Below are 19,824 nucleotides of genomic sequence, written 5' to 3' on the forward strand. Positions count from 1 at the left end.
TAAAAAGCCCGAAAATTTTACTCATTTCTGTGTAAAAATCAATTCAATTTACGGGTTGTGTGGCCGCGGTGTAGTGCAATTCCAGCTGCACCGGCGTTCAGCTAACACCCTGGCAACACAATGCCAGCCAGCCAAACGTTGGCTAAACAGGCATCAACGCCCCGGGAAGCCCGGTGGCATCATGCCTTTCATGCCACGCATCATTTTCATCATCCCGCCCTTCTTCATTTTCTTCATCATGCGCTGCATGTCGTCGAACTGTTTCAGAAGACGGTTAACATCCTGAACCTGCATACCGCAACCAGCGGCAATACGGCGTTTACGAGAGCCCTTGATGATATCTGGCTGAGCACGCTCTTTGAGGGTCATTGAATTAATGATAGCCTCCATCCGCACCAGCACTTTGTCGTCCATCTGGGATTTCACGTTATCCGGTATTTGGCCCATGCCCGGCAACTTACCCATCAGGCTCGCCATACCGCCCATATTGCGCATTTGCTTAAGTTGCTCAAGAAAATCGGTCAGATCAAAGCCATCACCTTTCTTCAGCTTGGTTGCCAGTTTCTCGGCCTGAGCACGGTCAACTTTACTTTCGATATCTTCAATCAGCGACAGCACATCGCCCATACCGAGAATACGTGAAGCAATACGGTCCGGGTGGAAAGGCTCAAGCGCTTCTGTTTTTTCGCCCACACCCAGGAACTTAATAGGTTTCCCGGTAATATGGCGAATGGATAATGCCGCACCGCCACGGGCATCACCATCAACTTTGGTAAGAATAACCCCGGTCAATGGCAGCGCTTCGTTAAACGCTTTGGCGGTATTCGCGGCATCCTGCCCGGTCATGGCATCAACCACGAACAGCGTTTCCACCGGATTAATCGCGTGATGGACTTGCTTAATTTCATCCATCATTGCTTCATCGACGTGCAAACGACCGGCAGTATCCACCAGCAGCACATCGTAGAATTTCAGTTTGGCGTGTTGCAGCGCACTGTTAACAATATCCACAGGCTTTTGCTGAACATCAGAAGGGAAGAAATCAACCTCAACCTGCTGTGCCAGGGTTTCCAACTGTTTGATAGCTGCCGGGCGATAAACGTCGGCAGACACCACCAGAACTTTCTTTTTATGTTTTTCGCGCAGGAATTTACCCAGTTTACCCACACTGGTGGTTTTACCGGCCCCTTGCAAACCTGCCATCAAAACCACAGCAGGAGGTTGTGCCGCCAGGTTGAGCGCGGTGTTTTCTTCACCCATCGCCGACACCAGTTCTGTGCGGACGATTTTCACGAACTCCTGGCCCGGCGTCAGGCTTTTGTTTACTTCATGACCAACCGCGCTTTCTTTAACACGGTTGATAAACTCACGCACCACTGGCAGAGCGACATCTGCTTCCAGCAGCGCCATGCGCACTTCGCGCAGCGTATCTTTAATATTGTCTTCGGTAAGCCGCCCACGGCCGCTGATATTGCGCAGCGTGCGCGACAAACGGTCTGTTAAATTATCAAACATTGTCTTCTTACCCGAATGGTAACTTACGGCCGCATGCGCGACAGTGATTCATGAATTGGCGGAGTATAACATGAAGCCGCCATTGATGTTATGCAACGGTTGGAGCCAGGAGCGTGTAACGTTATACTGCGTCTTCTGGTTCTGGCTAACACCGACATCCTATATGCCTGTTTTTTCTATTCTTGCGCTGGCGGCCTACTCAGTCAGCCTCGCGCTCATCATTCCCGGTCTGTTAAAACAACAGAGCGGCTGGCGCCGTATGGCGATTTTGTCGGCCATTATCGCCCTGGTTTGCCATGCTCTGGCGCTTGAATCCCGTATTTTTATCAATGGCGGGCAAAACCTCAGTTTGCTTAACGTTGGCTCGCTGGTCAGCCTGATGATTTGTATCGTGATGACCGTAGTCGCGACAAAAAACCGTGGCTGGCTGTTGTTGCCAATTGTGTATGCGTTTGCCCTTATTAACCTGGCTTTTGCCTCATTTATGCCGAATGAGTTTATTACTCACCTGGAAACCACCCCAGGCATGATGGTGCACATAGGGTTGTCTCTCTTCTCTTATGCTACGCTGATTATCGCGGCGCTTTATGCCCTGCAACTGGCATGGATTGACTACCAACTGAAGAACAAACGCCTGGCGTTCAGCGCAGATATGCCGCCGCTCATGGGCATTGAACGCAAAATGTTTCACATCACGCAAATTGGTGTGGTGCTGCTCACGCTAACCCTGGCAACAGGCCTGTTCTACATGCACAACATGTTTACCATGGAGAACATTGATAAAGCCGTGCTGTCTATTCTGGCATGGTTTGTCTATATCATCCTGCTGTGGGGGCATTATCATGAAGGGTGGCGTGGTCGCCGCGTTGTCTGGTTCAATATGGCCGGTGCGCTGCTACTCACTCTTGCCTATTTTGGAAGCCGTGTACTGCAACAAATCCTCGGCTAATTTTCTTATTAATAAAGGACGATTTTTTTGGAAGACATTTCCACCACCACGTTGATTATCACCCTGGTGATCATGGTGTTGATTTCCGCCTACTTCTCCGGTTCGGAAACCGGAATGATGACACTTAACCGTTATCGCCTGCGCCATCTCGCAAAGCAGGGAAATAAATCTGCGCGGCGTGTCGAAAAACTTCTGCGTACACCAGACCGCCTGATAAGCCTGGTGCTGATTGGCAATAACCTGGTCAATATCCTTGCTTCTGCACTGGCAACCATTGTTGGTATGCGCCTGTATGGCGATGCCGGGGTTGCTATTGCCACCGGTGTTCTCACCTTCGTGGTACTGATTTTTGCTGAAGTGCTGCCCAAAACCGTCGCTGCACTCTACCCTGAAAAAGTCGCGTTCCCCAGTAGTGTGTTATTAGCCCCGCTCCAGGTCATCATGATGCCACTGGTGTGGTTGCTGAACATGATAACCCGCATCTTAATGCGTACCGTGGGGATAAGAACCGACGCGGTGGTTAGTGCAGCGCTCACCAAAGATGAACTGCGTACCATTGTTAATGAATCTAAATCCAAAATCTCCCAGCGCAACCAGGACATGCTGCTTTCTGTGCTGGATCTGGAGAAAGTGAGTGTTAACGACATCATGGTGCCGCGCAATGAAATCGTGGGCATTGATATCAATGACGACTGGAAATCCATTGTTCGCCAGCTGACTCACTCACCACACGGGCGTATCGTGCTCTACCGTGAATCACTGGATGATGCCATCAGCATGCTGCGTGTGCGTGAAGCCTACCGGTTAATGACAGAGAAAAAAGAGTTCACGAAAGAAGTGATGCTGCGCGCCGCCGATGAAATTTATTTTGTTCCCGAAGGCACGCCGCTCAGTACCCAGCTCATCAAATTCCAGCGCAATAAAAAGAAAGTGGGCCTGGTGGTAGATGAATACGGCGATATTCAGGGGCTGATTACCGTTGAAGATATCCTTGAGGAAATTGTCGGGGATTTTACGACTTCGATGTCACCTTCTTTAGCGGAAGAAGTCACACCGCAAAATGATGGCTCGGTCATTATTGAAGGGAGCGCCAACATTCGTGACCTCAATAAAGCCTTTAACTGGCATTTCCCTGAAGAAGAAGCACGTACCGTAAATGGGATGTTGCTTGAGGCTCTGGAGGAGATCCCTGCGGCAGGCACACGAGTCAATATTGGCCAGTACGATATTGATATTCTTGATGTGCAGGACAACATGATTAAACAGGTGAAAGTGACCCCGGTAACCCCGCTAAAAACCAGTATTCAGGACGCGGAATAATTACTGTTGTTCACCCACAAAAAAACCTCTGCCCGGCCAGGCAGAGGTTTTTTTTCTACTAAAGAAAAGTATCAGGCTTTTGCTTTAGCAACGGTCACCATAGCGGCACGAATAGTGCGGCCATTCAGGGTGTAACCTTTTTGCATAACGTGGAGCACGTTACCTGCTGCCACCTCTTCTGATTCCACCATGGCAATGGCCTGGTGAACATTCGGGTCCAACGGTACATTCACATCACTGATGACATCTACACCAAACTTGCGTACTACATCCAGCATGGATTTCAGGGTCAGTTCAATCCCTTCCACCATGGACGCCATATCCGCATTTTCTTTATCCGCCACTTCCATAGCACGGTCCAGGCTATCGATTACGGGCAGTAATTCGTTAACGAATTTTTCCAGTGCAAATTTATGCGCTTTTTCGACATCCTGCTCAGTACGGCGACGCAGGTTCTCCATTTCCGCCCGTGCGCGCAGCACATTGTCTTGTTCGCGCTGCTGAACTTCGGCTAACTGTTTCTCCAGGTTAGCAATCTGTTCATCGCGCGGATCCACCTGGCCCGCTGTGTCCGCAGCGTCTACTTCATCATGCTGTTCCATAACGATTTCATCCGGCTGATGCTCTTCAGGTGTTTTCTGATCTTTACTGCTCATGAAATTCTCCGCGTTTTTTCGCATTTGTCTCGCTGGTTCGCTTATTATGGGGATCAGTTTCCGTGTTTCAAGGGAACAGGGCAGATTGTCGTGATCCAACCCCATGTAAGGACTCCGTAATAATGAACAAACAGTTTAACTGCATCGGCATTGTTGGGCACCCTCGTCATCCTGGCGCGCTCAGCACCCATGAAATGTTATGGCGCTGGCTGTGCAGTAAAGGTTATGACGTCATTATGGAACAGCAAATCGCACATGAACTGGGCCTGAAGCAAGCCCGCACCGGTACACTGGCGGATATAGGCCAGCAGGCAGACCTGGCGGTTGTAGTCGGCGGTGACGGCAACATGCTCGGGGCCGCAAGGGTTCTTGCCCGTTATGGCATTAAAGTGATTGGCATCAACAGGGGTAACCTGGGGTTCCTGACGGACCTTGACCCGGATAACGCTCACCAACAACTTGCCGATGTACTCGAAGGCCATTATATCAGTGAACAACGCTTTTTACTGGAAGCCCAGGTTTGCCAGAAAGACAGCCCAAAACGGCTGAGCACTGCAATTAATGAAGTTGTGCTGCACCCGGGCAAAGTGGCACACATGATAGAATTTGAAGTCTATATTGACGAAAAATTTGCGTTCTCCCAGCGTTCCGACGGCCTGATTATTTCCACGCCAACAGGCTCCACCGCTTACTCCCTTTCTGCCGGTGGCCCCATTCTCACCCCATCGCTGGACGCCATTACGTTGGTACCAATGTTCCCGCATACGCTCTCAGCGCGGCCATTGGTTATAAATGGCAGCAGCACAATTCGCCTGCGTTTTTCCCACCGGCGCAATGACCTGGAAATTAGTTGCGACAGCCAGATTGCGCTTCCCATCCAGGAAGGCGAAGACGTCTTCATTCGCCGGTGCGACTACCAACTGAACCTGATACACCCAATTGATTATAGTTATTTCAACACGTTAAGCTCAAAGCTTGGCTGGTCAAAAAAATTATTCTAAATTTTGCTTTTGCCACTTTACTGTATATAAAACCAGTTTATACTGTATGAAAACACAGCTCTGTTATTTTATACAGGAAGGTGGCTATGCTGTCACAACTCACTATCAGTAACTTCGCAATCGTTCGGGAACTGGAAATTGATTTTCACGCCGGAATGACCGCCATTACCGGGGAAACAGGCGCAGGGAAATCAATTGCTATTGATGCTCTGGGCTTATGTCTGGGTGGCCGTGCAGAAGGTGACAGCGTGCGCGCTGGCGCAGGCCGGGCAGATTTATGCGCCCGCTTTGGGCTCAAAGATACACCAGCTGCGCAACAGTGGCTGGAAGAGAACCAACTGGAAGACGGCAATGAATGCCTGCTTCGCCGGGTAATCAGCGCAGATGGCCGTTCCCGTGGCTTTATCAACGGCACCGCGGTTCCCCTTTCTCAATTACGCGAACTGGGGCAGTTACTTATTCAAATCCACGGGCAACACGCCCACCAGTTGCTGCTCAAACCAGAACATCAGAAGGCTCTGCTGGATGGCTTTGCAGGTGAGTACGCACTCACTCAGGAAATGAAACAGTGCTGGCAAAACTGGAACCAAAGCTGCCGTGCACTGGCACAGCACCAGCAACAAACCCAGGAGCGCACCGCCCGCCTGGAACTGCTGCATTACCAGCTAAAAGAACTCAATGAATTTGCGCCCCAGTCTGGCGAATTCGAACAAATTGATGAAGAGTACAAACGCCTGGCAAACAGTGGGCAACTATTGTCCACCAGCCAGCAGGCGTTAGCCGTATTATCCGATACCGAATCAGCCGACGTACAAAGCCTGCTGTACACCGCTCGCCAGCAGGTGAGTGAATTAGTGGGCATGGACAGCAAACTTTCCAGCGTACTGGATATGCTGGAGGAAGCCGCCATTCAGGTTAGCGAGGCCAGCGATGAACTACGCCATTACTGCGAAAGCACGGAACTTGATCCTAACCGCCTGTTTGAACTGGAACAGCGTATTTCCCGCCAGATTTCTCTGGCGCGCAAACACCATATTTCCCCGGAGGAACTGCCCGGGTTCCACCAGGCTCTGCTCCAGGAACAGATGGAACTGGAAGAACAAGGCGAAGCGCAAGACACTCTGAGCGACACCGTTGCACAACATCATATGCGCGCACTTTCTGTGGCCCAAACCCTGCACGAAAAACGTGAAATACGCGCCACAGAACTGAGCCAGTTAGTGACTGATAGTATGCACTCACTATCCATGCCTCACGGCCAGTTCACTATTGATGTCACCTTTGATGAAAACCACCTGACACCAGAAGGTGCAGACCGCATTGAGTTCCGGGTATGCACTAACCCGGGCCAGTCTTTGCAGCCTTTAGGTAAAGTTGCCTCTGGGGGGGAATTGTCGCGCATCGCCCTGGCTATTCAGGTGATAACCGCCCGTAAAATGGATACCCCGGCACTGATTTTTGATGAAGTGGACGTAGGTATCAGTGGGCCAACAGCCGCAGTGGTCGGTAAATTGCTCCGCGCGCTGGGTGAATCCACTCAGGTAATGTGTGTCACGCACCTGCCTCAGGTTGCCGGTTGTGCTCATCAGCATTTCTTTGTCAGCAAAGAAACCGATGGCACCGTTACTGAAACCCATATGCAGGCACTGAATAAACGCGCCCGCCTGAATGAACTCGCCCGCCTGTTAGGTGGCAGCGAAGTCACCCGTAACACGCTGGCGAATGCCAGGGAATTACTGGCTGCCTGATTCGCAATCATTACCCTCTGCTTCTGCGCCGTGCTGTGTTTGTATAAAAAACAAACACAGCACGTTTTTTATTCCCTGTTTTACCACTTACACTCAACTTTTTTTCAACTCTAAGGTCATACTGAAGCGCCTTAAGGTTTTAAACTGGCTGAAGGTTTATTATCATCGGCTACATGACACATGAGCCAGGCACAACTCGGGCCCAAAAAGGAATCTAAAAACTATGCGCTGTAAAACGCTGACTGCTGCCGCAGCGGTTCTTCTGATGTTAACCGCTGGCTGCTCCACTGTGGAGCGAGTGGTGTACCGCCCTGATATCAACCAGGGGAATTACCTCACCAGTACTGATATTGCCCAGGTTCATAACGGTATGACTCAACAGCAAGTTGCTTACGCACTGGGTACTCCAATGATGACCGACCCGTTCGGCAGTAATACATGGATTTATGTTTTCCGCCGCCAGCCAGGCCATGAAAAAGTGACTCAGCAAACCCTGACACTCACTTTTAACAGTAGCGGCATCCTTACCAATATTGATAACAAGCCTGCTTTAACCGGTAACGAAGGTTAAGTGCTCGCCCGCTTACCAGGCATTACGCCTGGTGCAGCCAATAAAAAAGGTGCCAGTGGCACCTTTTTTATTAGTCAGCTTGCTACAGCTCACTTGCGGCAATATTACTTCTTCTGCGCCGACTGCTCCGCCCGCATGCGCCGTAACGCTTTCGGGTCTGCAGTTAATGGCCGGTAGATTTCCACCCTGTCGCCATCCTGCACGGTATCGTTCAACTTAGCCGGGCGGCTGTAGATGCCAACTTTGTTCTTCTCAAGGTTAATATCTGTGCGCAATGCCAGTAACCCGGAAGCCTCAATCGCCTGTTGCAGGGTTGCCCCTTCGGTAAGCGTTACTTTGCGTAAATACTGTTTTTCCGGCAGGGCATATACCACTTCCACCGTGATTTCAGGCAACACGATAAACCTCTTTCGCACGGCTGGTGAACGCATTCACCATATTCGCCGCCAACTCTTTAAAGATACGCCCGAATGCCAGCTCAATGAGCTTGTTGGTAAACTCAAAATCAAGCTGGAACTCAATACGGCAGGCTTCTGGCGTGAGCGGCGTAAACTTCCAGCCGCCCATTAATTTTTTAAATGGGCCATCCACCAGGTGCATTAAAATGCTCTGGTTACTGGTCAGTTCGTTACGCGTGGTAAAGGTTTTACTGATCCCCGCTTTTGAAACATCAACAGCAGCGGTCATATGTTGTGAAGAACTTTCAATCACCCGGCTGCCCACGCAACCGGGCAGGAAGTCCGGATACGATTTTACGTCGTTAACTAACTGGTACATCTGCTCGGCACTGTATGGCACAAGGGCAGAACGATTGATCTGCGGCATAGTGTTTCCCGTGTTACATAAATCGCATAAATAATATCATTTATCGACGAGTAAAGAAAAACACTGAACGCAGCCATGGTAAGATGATATGTTTCTCACACTGGATGGGATGCATTTACGACAGGAATCCGTATACTGAGCAGCATTATGACGAAGAAAAAAACACACAAACCTGGCTCAGCCACCATTGCGTTAAATAAACGTGCCCGCCACGAGTTCTTTATCGAAGATGAGTTTGAAGCTGGCCTGTCCCTGCAGGGGTGGGAAGTGAAATCCATGCGTGCAGGTAAAGCAAACATTGGCGACAGCTACGTTCTGCTTAAGGATGGCGAAGCTTATTTATTTGGGGCCAATATCACCCCGCTTCAGGTCGCTTCCAGCCATGTCGTATGCGACCCAACCCGTACCCGTAAACTGTTACTGAACCAGCGCGAGCTCGATAACCTGTACGGCCGGGTAAACCGCGAAGGTTATACCGTGGTCGCACTGTCTCTCTACTGGAAAAATGCCTGGGCAAAAGTCAAAATTGGCGTCGCCAAAGGCAAAAAACAGCACGACAAGCGTACAGATATTAAAGACCGCGAATGGCAGGTTGATAAAGCCCGCATCATGAAACACGCGGGGCGTTAAAAGTGAATGTGCTGTTTTATTCAGCACTTAGGTAAAACGGATTCAGCCAACGCTGGTGTGCAGCAACTGAATTCTGTTATACTTTCACGAATACTTTGGGGCTGATTCTGGATTCGACGGGATTCGCGAAACCCAAGGTGCATGCCGAGGGGCGGTTGGCCTCGTAAAAAGCCGCAAAAAAATAGTCGCAAACGACGAAAACTACGCTTTAGCAGCTTAATAACCTGCTTAGAGCCCTCTCTCCCTAGCCTCCGCTCTTAGGACGGGGATCAAGAGAGGTCAAACCTAAAAGAGATCGCGTGGATGCCCTGCCTGGGGTTGAAGCGTTAAATCCAATCAGGCTAGTTTGTTAGTGGCGTGTCCGTCCGCAGCTGGCAAGCGAATGTAAAGACCGGACTAAGCATGTAGTACCGAGGATGTAGGAATTTCGGACGCGGGTTCAACTCCCGCCAGCTCCACCAAAATTCTCCATCGGTGATTACCAGAGTCATCCGATGAAGTCCTAAGAGCCCGCACGGCGCAAGCCCTGCGGGCTTTTTTGTGCCCTCAATTTGTCCCACGAAGTCCGAAGAGAACTAATTAAATCCGAACCTTTTAGGCCCATTGATAGGCCCAACGAAAAGCTCTATTGTTTTCGTTGGGCCTAAACGCATGGAGACTCCCCATGGCAAGAAAAACCAAGCCGTTAACCGATACGGAAATCAAAGCCGCCAAACCTAAAGATGCCGATTACCAGCTGTATGATGGTGACGGGCTTACTCTGCTAATCAAGTCCAGCGGGAGTAAGCTCTGGCAGTTCCGTTACTATCGGCCTCTAACCAAGCAGCGAACCAAACAGAGCTTCGGTGCCTACCCTACCGTCTCGCTTTCTGATGCACGTAAACTCAGAGCCGAATCTAAAGTTTTATTGGCGAAAGACATTGATCCCCAAGAACATCAGAAAGAACAGGTCAGAAATTCACAAGAGGCCAAAACCAACACTTTCTTGTTAGTTGCCGAACGTTGGTGGAATGTGAAGAAAGCCAGCGTAACAGAGGACTATGCCGCCGATATCTGGCGCTCGCTTGAGAGAGATGTTTTCCCAGCAATCGGTGATATCAGTGTCACTGAGATTAAGGCTCACACTCTGGTTAAAGCAGTTCAGCCGGTTCAGGCCAGAGGGGCATTAGAGACTGTTCGCCGCCTTTGTCAGCGTATTAACGAAGTCATGATTTATGCGCAGAACACGGGCCTGATTGATGCGGTTCCCAGCATAAACATCGGGAAAGCGTTCGAGAAACCTCAGAAGAAAAACATGCCGAGTATCCACCCGGCTCAACTTCCACAATTAATGCAGACTATGCGTACGGCAAGTATCAGCCTGTCCACACGATGCCTGTTCATGTGGCAACTTCTCACCATAACCCGTCCCGCCGAAGCAGCTGAAGCTCGATGGGATGAGATCGATTTTGATGCTAACGAATGGAAAATTCCTGCAGCTCGAATGAAGATGAACCGGGACCATACAGTTCCACTATCTAATGGGGCTCTCGCTATTCTGGAAATGATGAAGTCACTCAGTGGTGGGCGAGAGTTTATCTTTCCCAGTCGCATCAAACCAACCCAGCCAATGAACAGCCAAACAGTTAATGCCGCACTTAAGCGTGCTGGCTTAGGAGGCGTACTCGTTTCTCACGGGCTGCGTTCTATTGCCAGCACGGCCCTTAATGAGCAAGGCTTTCCGCCTGATGTTATTGAGGCTGCACTTGCTCATGTGGATAAGAATGAGGTTCGTCGCGCTTACAATCGAAGCGACTATCTTGAGCAACGACGACCGATGATGCAGTGGTGGGCTGATTTTGTTAAAGCGGCAGATAGCGGCAGCATCGTTAACAGTGGGATTAGGGAAATACGTCTTGTAGGATGAGCCCTTTTATCAGCACCCATTATGGGTGCTGATAATTCAAATATAGATCATACATATTGTTACTAATTTATTTTCTTTTTCCTAGTAACTGTATTATCTAAAGCTAGTTTAACGCTTTCAATATTTCTTGACCAATTTTTAATAATGGTATCTTCCAAAGCATCTTGGCTCATTGTTGCTATACGATATTTTTTACTTTCATTATTAATGTCAAAATTTGACTCTTTAATAAAGTCCCACAAAGGATCAATGAGAGTATTTACCGCAGCTGCTTTACTTTTCCATCCACCTTCAGGAACAGATTCATTGATTAAATAAACAAGTTTATCCTGAATTACTCGATATACTTCCGCTTTACTGTCCCCGCCTTTTTTTCCAGCTTTAGCCCTAGTAAGTGATAACTTTTTTTGGGTACATACAGAAACATGAAACCATGACATTCCAATACATCTATCAAACAATTCAGCAGACTTAATGAATGCTTTAATAGCGACTCTTTCATTCTCCAACATAACTGATTTCCCCCATTGATACGTCAGTGAGGCAAAAAAAAGATGTGATTCAAACACATCATCAATTAAAAAAGGTTCCTGAATAAGATGAGAAAATGTCACCCTGAAAATACGTGATTTTAACTGTTTCCAGCACTCCTGAGCCGGATCATATAATTCGGTATATTCCTCTTTTAGCTGATCCACTCCATCAACATTACAAAATTTATGCTCCTTACGAGATGGGTCACTGTACAAAATCACACGAGTCCCTACCTTATCAGAGTTCCAGAATTGCTCCCGCATTTCGCTTAGTTCTTTCCGTATCGCAGGATAATTTTCGCTGAGCATATCAATGTATATGTCCCATTCACATTCAGCCATATGGCCAGAAAGCCACTTCAACTTTTGACTAATTTCTTCGCAAAACTCGATCACAGATAACATAAAAACACCAAATATCAATAAGTTAAGTGTTGTAAAAAATATTTTTTTGGTACGCGGATTTTTTGCATTAGTGCTTGCCGCTAATCTTTCTACAACCAAAATGAACTAATGAGAGGCAGTCAAGCATGAACAATCCATCAACCGTTAGGATACTCCGCTTACCTGCGGTTATCCAAAAAACTGGTATGGCAAGGGCAACAATCTACGACTGGTTGAACCCTAAATCACCGCGTTACGACTCAACTTTTCCCAAAAAGCGAATGCTTGGGGTCAAATCGGTTGGATGGGTTGAATCAGAGATCGATGAATGGCTATCGCAACGCAGCAAACTTATTTGAAAGTGTCACCTGAACATACACTCAAGAGTTGTAATCAGGGTTATTTCATCCTGCTATTTCTGCTATTGATAGCGGAATAGCCATTCCGCTGAATTATTTATTAAATTAATTGAATGGAGGTATGTATGTCGTGTGGTCGTCCTTTCCCTGTGCATGTGTTCCCGCAGGTCATTAAAAATGCGGTTTATGAAGTGGAACAGCATACGCAGGCTCCCCAAGCTTTGATTGCTGCATCTGTACTGGGGGTGATTTCGCTTGCCTGCCAGAACCGGATTGATGTGTGCAGACTGAATAATCTGCGCAGCCCGGTATCGCTTTTTTTACTGACACTGGCGGATTCTGGTGAACGCAAAAGCACCGTGGACAAATTGCTGATGAAGCCATTGTATCAACTGGAAGAAGAATGGTTTGAAAAATATACCCAAGAATTGATTATATGGCGGAATGAGGAAACGACTTTTAGCATTGAAAAGAAAGCCCTAATGTCAAAACTGAAATCAGATATTCGCCGTAACAAAGATCACTCCACAACGAATGAACGGCTGAAAACGCTGCTGTCGGCGAACCCGAAAACACCGGTCAGGTTCAGGCAGATATTCAATGATGCCACACCAGCGGCGATAAAAGACTATCTCAGTGGTTGTTGGCGGTCCATCGGGCTTATGTCTGATGAAGCTGGTACCATTTTTAACGGCTATGCGCTGAATGAACTGCCTTTCATCAATAAAATGTGGGATGGCGCAATGTTTACTGTGGAAAGAAAAAGCGAGCCAGATAAATTAATCAAAGACGCCAGAATGACACTGTCGTTGATGGTTCAGCCTGATGTGTTCAAAAAAGGGTATCTGGAGCGTAAAGGCGATACAGCGAAAGGGATCGGATTCTTCGCGCGGTGTTTGATGTGTCAGCCTAGTTCAACACAGGGTTACAGACAAATTACCAGCCCGGTTGTATCAAGCGAGCATCTACCGGTATTTCATAAACGATTGATGGAGATCGTTAACGAGAGCATTGTCAGAAATGATGAAAATGCGCGTCAGTGCCTACGTTTCTCTGCAGAAGCCGAAAAGAACTGGATCGAATTTTATAACAAGGTCGAGTCAGAGATGGGGTTGATTGGCTTCCTGTCTAACTTTAAGGATTACGCCTCTAAAATGGCGGAAAATATGGCAAGGATTGCCGCTCTGCTGCATAAATTTAATGGTGATGAAGGGGATATATCCCTCAGTGCTGTAGAAGCCGCAGTAGAGATAAGCGCCTGGTATGTGGATGAGTATGTGAGAATTTTCTCTAAACCCCAGACGTTGCTGTTGGTTAGTTCAGAAGCAGATGAACTTTATTCGTGGATAAAAGATTATTGCTACCGGTGTGTGGTGCCATATATCAGGAAGACAACCATCTTGCAATATGGTCCGAACCGGTTCAGAAATCGGAGCAAAGCGAATGAACTTCTCAGTACACTTTATTCGCAAAAGAAAATACGGGCGGAGAAGATAGGGAAAACCATTTTCATACAGCCTGTTGATATTCTTATATAACGAACAGACCAAAGATATGACGCAATAATTTTTTTATTAACCGATCTTCATTACACCTAATTAAAGAGTAACTTTTAATCAGTCATCGTAGGCTGTGGCTACTATTTTTCTAGAATTCAGTGTCGGATAGTTATTATATTGTAATTAACCATGCCTGTATATATCACTAGTAGGCCATAGCCAGTAATGCGATGACTGTTATCCATCGAGGGGTGAATTATTATGAATATCTACGAAAGCGAGTATGGCAGTCATGTTAAATCATACAAAGAAAAGATTATCAATGCTATCAAAAAATCTGTTAAAGAACATAGACGTACACTTGCAATACGAGTTGACCTCCATGATCCGGTTATTCAGGACAATGGTGATACCATTTCCTGTAACGCTAATACAGATTCAGGATCTATATCAAGATTCACTAATTCCTTGAAAGCTAAACTGGCAGCAGATGAACAGCGTAAGCGCAAGGAGGGTAAACGAGTACATCCTAATACGCTCCGATATGCGTGGGTACGGGAATTTACCCAGAATGGTAAACGCCACTTTCACCTATTTCTGTTTCTAAATAAGGATGCTTACTATCATCTGGGGGATTTCAATCTGGATGAAGATACGTTAAGGACTATGATCACCTCAGCATGGTGTAGCGCATTAAGTCTGACTACTGAAGAGGGACAGCACCTAGTGCAGTATCCTTCTAACTGTAAATATACCCTGAATCGTGATGATATTCTTAATGATATTTATCCCGGCGATTTACTGAACCGAATTGATTATCTCACCAAAGTGAAAAGCAAGAACTTTGATGACGGTTATAGGTCGTTTGGGTGTAGCAATAATTAATTGGCATTAATTAGCGCCCTTATCAAGGAGATAAGGGCTGGCGAGTATCAATAGAAACAATAATAGTTATAGCACTATCACTAGCTGCTTTATCCCTCGTTCAAAGTATCAACAACTTGCTCTAACCATAGTCGGTCATCTTGACACCTTGTGAGATCATCTACTGGAATTACTATTAACAAATGGTTAAACTCATGGGAAATACGTAGTTTGTTTCGCAACCGCCGTTTCTGTTCTTCAATACTTCCATCCACACGTCTCGAAATAAGAATTAATTTCCGTCCTTTATTCTCAACCAGTTCACGGAAAAGTCCATTAATATGGCTATCATCTTTATTAAATCCAAAACCTACAACAATAATAGCATCAGATTCAGCATAAGCATCAAAAAGACTAACATATCGTCTTGACATAGTTACTGATGTTAAAGGCTTAAGACCGCTTTGCGTCAGCATGAATGGAACATGGATCTGACTTTGATCTACGTTATCTGGATTTTCACAAGTGATAACCGCATTTTTATAAGGATTATAGTAGTCGTGTACACTGCCGTTTAGGTGAATAATTTGTGGTAATTCTATATTCATACCACGGAAAACCTCTGCCAGAAGGCTGTTATAATTAGCCGTACCAATGGCTGAAATTGTTAGATCACCATCAAATGTAGCTAAGTCATGATAATAGCCATGATCGGGAAGATCTTCGATAGATGGTGCCTGGGCACTAATATAATCGCGTGCGATCTTGAGGAAAATAACCATCCGAGTAAACTTAGCCCATTCTGTGGAAGGTGAGAAGAGATATCGGAAATGGTCATCTATCAATTTCTGGTAGTCGAGTACTGTTGTGAACAGATTCTCTAATGCTTTTTGGGCTATAGCACAGAAAAGTGTAAGAGCTGTTGCATCCTCATCAATATTGAAATTTCTATTTTCTTCCAGCAATAGTTCCAAAGCTGTCGAACCAATGCGGTTAAACTCCAGACGGAACATACCGGTAATATCATCGAAGATGGGTAAATCATCCGGTGCAGCCTCAAATAACTCTTGGTTTAGGCGTTGAACAAGAGATTGTCCGTGTGCACCGACCAATAATTGTAAAAATGATATGACGTACCTTTTTAAATCATCATTGTTATCTGATTCTCGTACCACGTCCAACATAGCAGAGTAATATTCAGACTCGAATAATTTAACATCTCTGGCTAGTAGCTCGTTAAGACGAATATCATGTGTATACAGACGCTCACCAATGACATGTCCTGTTAACTCTGAAAATAAATTTTCCAATATGGCCTTATCAATTCCTAGAGTTAATAGGGTATCATCACACTCTTGATCAAAACGATTTAGACGGCGAATTATTTCTTCACGTTTATATTCGATAGATGATTCAATAATACTGGAAAACTCGTTACGTCCAAAAGCATAAATGCTTTTATCAGCATACCCCTGAGGTAGCCAATCATTGGCGTAAGGTGAGCGTGAATCCACTAATCGCAGTTGTTGGCGGAGCTCGGTTTTATACTGACTTGGATCTTGTCTAAAAAGATCAATAGCAAATTTGCCTCCACTTGGTAAACCATAACCAATTTCTGCACCAGCACCAAAAAAAATCCTAAATTCATAGCCATCACCTACTTATTTAAGTTAACTAGTGGAACCGCTTATCAGTATATAAAAAAATTCTTTATAACTCTGGCCTTTCAGTTTATAAAAAGCCATTTTATATTCAATTTATCTTAGGATATTAATAGTCATTGGCAAGCCCACTACTGAATAACGTTTCCGCATTTTCAGCTACAGCTATAGCATTTCGTACATCCTGCCGTTTCAAAACTAACACCCGTAATTTACCCTTTACTTCGGCGACGGATTCGATTCGTCTGTAAGCACTAGGATGATGTTCGGCATATAGTGCCAGTCCTTTCAGTTTGGGCAAAGCATCAGCCAAATGTAGGCCATGTGGATCTACCAAGTCCACAACCATTTTGCCATCCTGTTCGGCAAAGAACAGGAAATCGGGACGAACAATCTTGTACTGTTCGGCTATCAGGGAAGCCCAATACGTTGATTCACAGAAAGAATCAGAACGCTGAAAAATTGGCGGTAATCTTAACACTAATCAACGGCTTCATCGATCCTTAAACCGAGAGATGTAGGTTGTTCCAGCATGCCTTTAGCCCAGTTTCCACTATCTAAGTGGCACCAGATAATCCAAATATTTTCAGACATATATCATTTCTCTGAACACAACCATCCATATGGCGAACCTGTGGGTTCGCCGTTGTTATTTTATTTTCTGTCTGGAAAAATCATGAGTAAACAAGAGGGTATCAATACCATCAACAAGGCGATGGCCGCGCTGCCTACACGCCTTTCTGATACGATCCTAAAACACATACACTTGCTTACTGAATATGAACCTGTGATCGGCATTATGGGTAAAACCGGAGCGGGTAAGTCATCACTGTGCAACGCTTTGTTTGCCGGGGAAGTATCACCCGTCAGCGATGTGGCGGCCTGTACCCGTGAGCCACTGCGCTTTCGACTGCAGGTTGGCGACCACTATATGACCATCGTGGACCTGCCCGGCGTAGGCGAAAGTGGTGCTCGAGATACCGAGTATGCTGCGCTGTACCGAGAACAGCTTCCCCGGCTCGACCTGGTGCTGTGGTTGATCAAGGCTGATGACCGGGCTCTGGCAGTAGATGAACACTTTTATCATCAGGTGATTGGGGAGGCTTACCGGCATAAAGTGCTGTTTGTTATCAGCCAGTCGGATAAGGCCGAACCCACCAGCGGTGGGGGACCATTGTCCATGGCACAGAAGCAGAATATCAGCCGCAAAATCTGTCTGTTGCATGAGCTGTTCCAGCCTGCACATCCAGTGTGTGCGGTGTCTGTCCGTCTGCAGTGGGGACTGCGGATGATGGCCGAGCGAATGATTAAGTGCCTGCCACGTGAGGCCACCAGCCCGGTGGTGTCGCAACTCCAGTCTTCCTTTCGCACGTCGGTAGTCCGGGAGCAGGCTCGTAGCGATTTTGGTGAAACCGTCGGCGCTGTACTCGATAGCATCAGTGCCTTTCCCCTAATACCCGCCCCGGTGCGGGCCGTCATTCAGGCTGTGCGCACCACCGTGGTGTCAGTGGCCCGCGCCGTCTGGGATTTCTTCTTCTGAGTATTTAATCCATCCCTGTTATTTCCCTAACCCTGTCGCCGATGCGACGGGGATTCCTTTTATTTGTTTTCCCGTTATGAGGAGTCTGCTTATGACCCGTCTGGCTTCGCGCTTTGGCGCAGCAAATCTTATCCGTCGCGACCGCCCGTTAACCCGTGAGGAGCTGTTTCGCGTGGTGCCCAGCGTATTCAGCGAGGACAAACATGAATCCCGCAGTGAGCGTTATACCTATATACCCACCATCTCCCTGCTGGGCAGCCTGCAACAGGAGGGCTTCCATCCATTCTTTGCCTGTCAGACCCGTGTGCGTGACCCGGGTCGACGCGAGCACACCAAGCACATGCTGCGTCTGCGGCGTGAGGGGCAGATTACCGGTAAACAGGTACCGGAAATCATTCTGCTTAATTCACATGACGGCACCAGTTCCTACCAGATGCTGCCGGGGTTATTCAGAGCAGTGTGTCAGAACGGTCTTGTCTGCGGCGAGTCGTTTGGCGAGGTAAGGGTGCCACACAAGGGGGACGTGGTGAGTCAGGTGATTGAAGGCGCGTATGAGGTACTGGGGATTTTTGACCGGGTGGAGGAGAAGCGGGATGCCATGCAGTCGTTGCTGTTACCGCTACCTGCGCAGCAGGCACTGGCAAAAGCCGCGCTTACGTATCGTTTTGGTGAGGACCACCAGCCGGTTACTGAATCGCAGATACTCTCCCCGCGCCGCTTGCAGGATGAGAGCAATGACCTTTGGACCACCTATCAGCGGATTCAGGAAAACCTGATTAAGGGCGGACTCAGCGGGCGTAATGCTAAAGGCGGACGGACGCATACCCGTGCCGTGCGTGGCATTGACGGGGACGTGAAGCTTAACCGTGCGCTGTGGGTGATGGCAGAAACACTGCTCACGCAATTGCAGTAGACGTTTCATGTTGCCATATTGTTAATATCGGACACCACCTGTCCGCATCGCTATGTGCTCGTGTGCCTCAATCTCCCGGTTATAGCCTTTAACCCCCATTACATCTGGCTTTTGCAGAAATAAAAAATAGTTTCTGCGGTGTCCATACCCTGTCCGCCCCCCTCTTTAAAGTAATCACATCATTTTCAGTTAGTTAACTTTTCTGGAGAACCTCTCATGACACAGGCAGAGCGCCGCCATGACCGGCTGGCTGTCAGGCTGTCACTGATAATCAGCCGTCTGGTTGCGGGTGAAACGTTGAGCGTGCGGAAACTGGCGGCTGAGTTTGGCGTGTCAGTGCGCACGCTGCGGCGTGATTTTCGTGAACGACTGATGTATCTGGACCTGGAGTATCAGTCCGGATACTGCCGCTTACGCACTGCTGGCAGTGAGATGCAGATGGTGCCCGACGTGCTTATCTTTGCCCACCGCAGCGGGCTGGCCGGACTTTTTCCCGGCCTTGACCGCCGTCTGGTGAACGCTCTGCTGATGTGCGATGAGTCTCCCTGCGTGATAGCACCAGCCAGGCCGGTTCCTTCGCCTTCAGGAGCATTGTCTTTTTGGAGACTAATTCAGGCCATTACCGGGCGCAGGCGGGTGACGCTGATTGCGGAGGGGAGACGCTGTGAGCGCCTGGCTCCCTGCCGGTTACTCATCCACCAGCAGACCTGGTATCTGGTGGCTGAACACGAAGGGCATATCGCCTTATTCACACTTGATGAAATCCATCTGATTCAGCCTTTACAGGAGACTTTCCGCCGCAATGACAATCTGTGTCGCCTGGTTGAAGATCCGGTCTTCATTCAGGCCTTACCCCACTTTCGCTTTATCCAGCAGTCACTGCTTACGTTTATTCCGGCTGACAGCCCACCGGAATAGCGCAGGCGTTGTTATCAACCCGGTAACAGGGA

Annotated in this window: 20 protein-coding genes and 1 other RNA gene; 14 read left to right on the forward strand and 7 right to left on the reverse strand. The window is 47.7% G+C overall.

The features are described from left to right. Positions 1–153: 153 nt before the first annotated feature. On the reverse strand, positions 154–1,515 hold the full coding sequence (ffh, locus tag DES37_RS00095) for a signal recognition particle protein (protein WP_036104037.1): 1,362 nt from the start codon (positions 1,513–1,515) through the stop codon (positions 154–156). A 163-nt stretch (positions 1,516–1,678) separates the two neighbouring features. Here ffh and DES37_RS00100 point away from each other — a divergent pair, with 163 nt between their 5' ends. Together DES37_RS00100 and DES37_RS00105 are read left to right on the forward strand one after the other, a co-directional pair. Further along, positions 1,679–2,464 carry a cytochrome C assembly family protein gene (locus DES37_RS00100; RefSeq protein WP_036104145.1) on the forward strand — a complete coding sequence of 262 codons (786 nt, stop codon included), beginning with the start codon at positions 1,679–1,681 and terminating at the stop codon, positions 2,462–2,464. A gap of 27 nt (positions 2,465–2,491) precedes the next feature. Beyond that, complete coding sequence (locus tag DES37_RS00105) at positions 2,492–3,784, forward strand: HlyC/CorC family transporter (protein WP_036104034.1); 1,293 nt, start codon at positions 2,492–2,494, stop codon at positions 3,782–3,784. Positions 3,785–3,855: 71 nt separating this feature from the next. Here DES37_RS00105 and grpE read toward each other — a convergent pair whose 3' ends face one another. Then, positions 3,856–4,464, reverse strand: coding sequence for a nucleotide exchange factor GrpE (gene grpE, locus DES37_RS00110; protein WP_036104031.1), 609 nt, complete (start codon positions 4,462–4,464; stop codon positions 3,856–3,858). A gap of 98 nt (positions 4,465–4,562) precedes the next feature. Here grpE and nadK point away from each other — a divergent pair, with 98 nt between their 5' ends. From nadK to bamE, 3 genes are all read left to right on the forward strand, one after another. Further along, on the forward strand, positions 4,563–5,441 hold the full coding sequence (nadK, locus tag DES37_RS00115) for an NAD(+) kinase (protein WP_036104029.1): 879 nt from the start codon (positions 4,563–4,565) through the stop codon (positions 5,439–5,441). 86 nt (positions 5,442–5,527) lie between these two features. Beyond that, positions 5,528–7,189, forward strand: coding sequence for a DNA repair protein RecN (gene recN / locus DES37_RS00120; RefSeq protein WP_110024419.1), 1,662 nt, complete (start codon positions 5,528–5,530; stop codon positions 7,187–7,189). Positions 7,190–7,412: 223 nt separating this feature from the next. Further along, positions 7,413–7,760 carry an outer membrane protein assembly factor BamE gene (bamE, locus tag DES37_RS00125; protein WP_110024420.1) on the forward strand — a complete coding sequence of 116 codons (348 nt, stop codon included), beginning with the start codon at positions 7,413–7,415 and terminating at the stop codon, positions 7,758–7,760. Positions 7,761–7,864: 104 nt separating this feature from the next. Here the strand turns inward: bamE and DES37_RS00130 are convergent, their stop codons facing one another. Both DES37_RS00130 and DES37_RS00135 read right to left on the reverse strand, forming a co-directional pair. Next, positions 7,865–8,158 (reverse strand): RnfH family protein, encoded by a 294-nt coding sequence (locus DES37_RS00130; protein ID WP_405027736.1) that lies wholly within the window; start codon positions 8,156–8,158, stop codon positions 7,865–7,867. Further along, a complete protein-coding gene (locus tag DES37_RS00135; protein WP_036104016.1) occupies positions 8,148–8,585 on the reverse strand; it encodes a type II toxin-antitoxin system RatA family toxin in 438 nt (145 codons plus the stop codon). Before DES37_RS00135 ends, DES37_RS00130 begins: the two co-directional genes overlap by 11 nt. A 147-nt stretch (positions 8,586–8,732) precedes the next feature. On the opposite strand from DES37_RS00135, the gene smpB reads away from it, so the two are divergent. The 3 genes from smpB (at position 8,733) to DES37_RS00150 (ending at position 11,121) form a co-directional block, all read left to right on the forward strand. Next, positions 8,733–9,215 carry an SsrA-binding protein SmpB gene (gene smpB, locus DES37_RS00140; protein WP_036104014.1) on the forward strand — a complete coding sequence of 161 codons (483 nt, stop codon included), beginning with the start codon at positions 8,733–8,735 and terminating at the stop codon, positions 9,213–9,215. Positions 9,216–9,312: 97 nt separating this feature from the next. Continuing rightward, positions 9,313–9,676: a transfer-messenger RNA gene (gene ssrA / locus DES37_RS00145) on the forward strand. A gap of 203 nt (positions 9,677–9,879) precedes the next feature. After that, positions 9,880–11,121, forward strand: coding sequence for an integrase (locus DES37_RS00150; protein WP_110024421.1), 1,242 nt, complete (start codon positions 9,880–9,882; stop codon positions 11,119–11,121). A gap of 62 nt (positions 11,122–11,183) precedes the next feature. On the opposite strand, the gene DES37_RS00155 is transcribed toward DES37_RS00150, so the two are convergent. Continuing rightward, on the reverse strand, positions 11,184–12,059 hold the full coding sequence (locus tag DES37_RS00155) for a hypothetical protein (protein ID WP_110024730.1): 876 nt from the start codon (positions 12,057–12,059) through the stop codon (positions 11,184–11,186). A gap of 125 nt (positions 12,060–12,184) precedes the next feature. Here DES37_RS00155 and DES37_RS00160 point away from each other — a divergent pair, with 125 nt between their 5' ends. From DES37_RS00160 to DES37_RS00170, 3 genes are all read left to right on the forward strand, one after another. Beyond that, entirely contained in the window at positions 12,185–12,397 is a 213-nt protein-coding gene (locus DES37_RS00160) for an AlpA family transcriptional regulator (protein ID WP_110024422.1), read from the forward strand. 125 nt (positions 12,398–12,522) lie between these two features. After that, a complete protein-coding gene (locus DES37_RS00165) occupies positions 12,523–13,935 on the forward strand; it encodes a YfjI family protein (RefSeq protein WP_110024423.1) in 1,413 nt (470 codons plus the stop codon). Between the two features lie 222 nt (positions 13,936–14,157). Then, positions 14,158–14,781 carry an inovirus Gp2 family protein gene (locus DES37_RS00170; protein ID WP_110024424.1) on the forward strand — a complete coding sequence of 208 codons (624 nt, stop codon included), beginning with the start codon at positions 14,158–14,160 and terminating at the stop codon, positions 14,779–14,781. An 89-nt stretch (positions 14,782–14,870) separates the two neighbouring features. On the opposite strand, the gene DES37_RS00175 is transcribed toward DES37_RS00170, so the two are convergent. Next, positions 14,871–16,274 (reverse strand): hypothetical protein, encoded by a 1,404-nt coding sequence (locus tag DES37_RS00175; protein WP_211320523.1) that lies wholly within the window; start codon positions 16,272–16,274, stop codon positions 14,871–14,873. Positions 16,275–16,530: 256 nt separating this feature from the next. Next, positions 16,531–16,902: a hypothetical protein gene (locus tag DES37_RS00180; protein ID WP_245929906.1), complete on the reverse strand. Its 372-nt coding sequence runs from the start codon at positions 16,900–16,902 to the stop codon at positions 16,531–16,533. Between the two features lie 234 nt (positions 16,903–17,136). On the opposite strand from DES37_RS00180, the gene DES37_RS00185 reads away from it, so the two are divergent. The 3 genes from DES37_RS00185 (at position 17,137) to DES37_RS00195 (ending at position 19,792) form a co-directional block, all read left to right on the forward strand. Further along, positions 17,137–17,961: a GTPase family protein gene (locus tag DES37_RS00185; RefSeq protein ID WP_425451678.1), complete on the forward strand. Its 825-nt coding sequence runs from the start codon at positions 17,137–17,139 to the stop codon at positions 17,959–17,961. Positions 17,962–18,052: 91 nt separating this feature from the next. After that, positions 18,053–18,874 carry a DUF932 domain-containing protein gene (locus DES37_RS00190; RefSeq protein ID WP_110024427.1) on the forward strand — a complete coding sequence of 274 codons (822 nt, stop codon included), beginning with the start codon at positions 18,053–18,055 and terminating at the stop codon, positions 18,872–18,874. A gap of 216 nt (positions 18,875–19,090) precedes the next feature. After that, complete coding sequence (locus DES37_RS00195; RefSeq protein WP_110024428.1) at positions 19,091–19,792, forward strand: DeoR family transcriptional regulator; 702 nt, start codon at positions 19,091–19,093, stop codon at positions 19,790–19,792. The last annotated feature ends 32 nt before the right edge of the window (positions 19,793–19,824 follow it).

It is taken from the genome of Mangrovibacter plantisponsor, assembly GCF_003182475.1.
Lineage (GTDB): Bacteria > Pseudomonadota > Gammaproteobacteria > Enterobacterales > Enterobacteriaceae > Mangrovibacter > Mangrovibacter plantisponsor.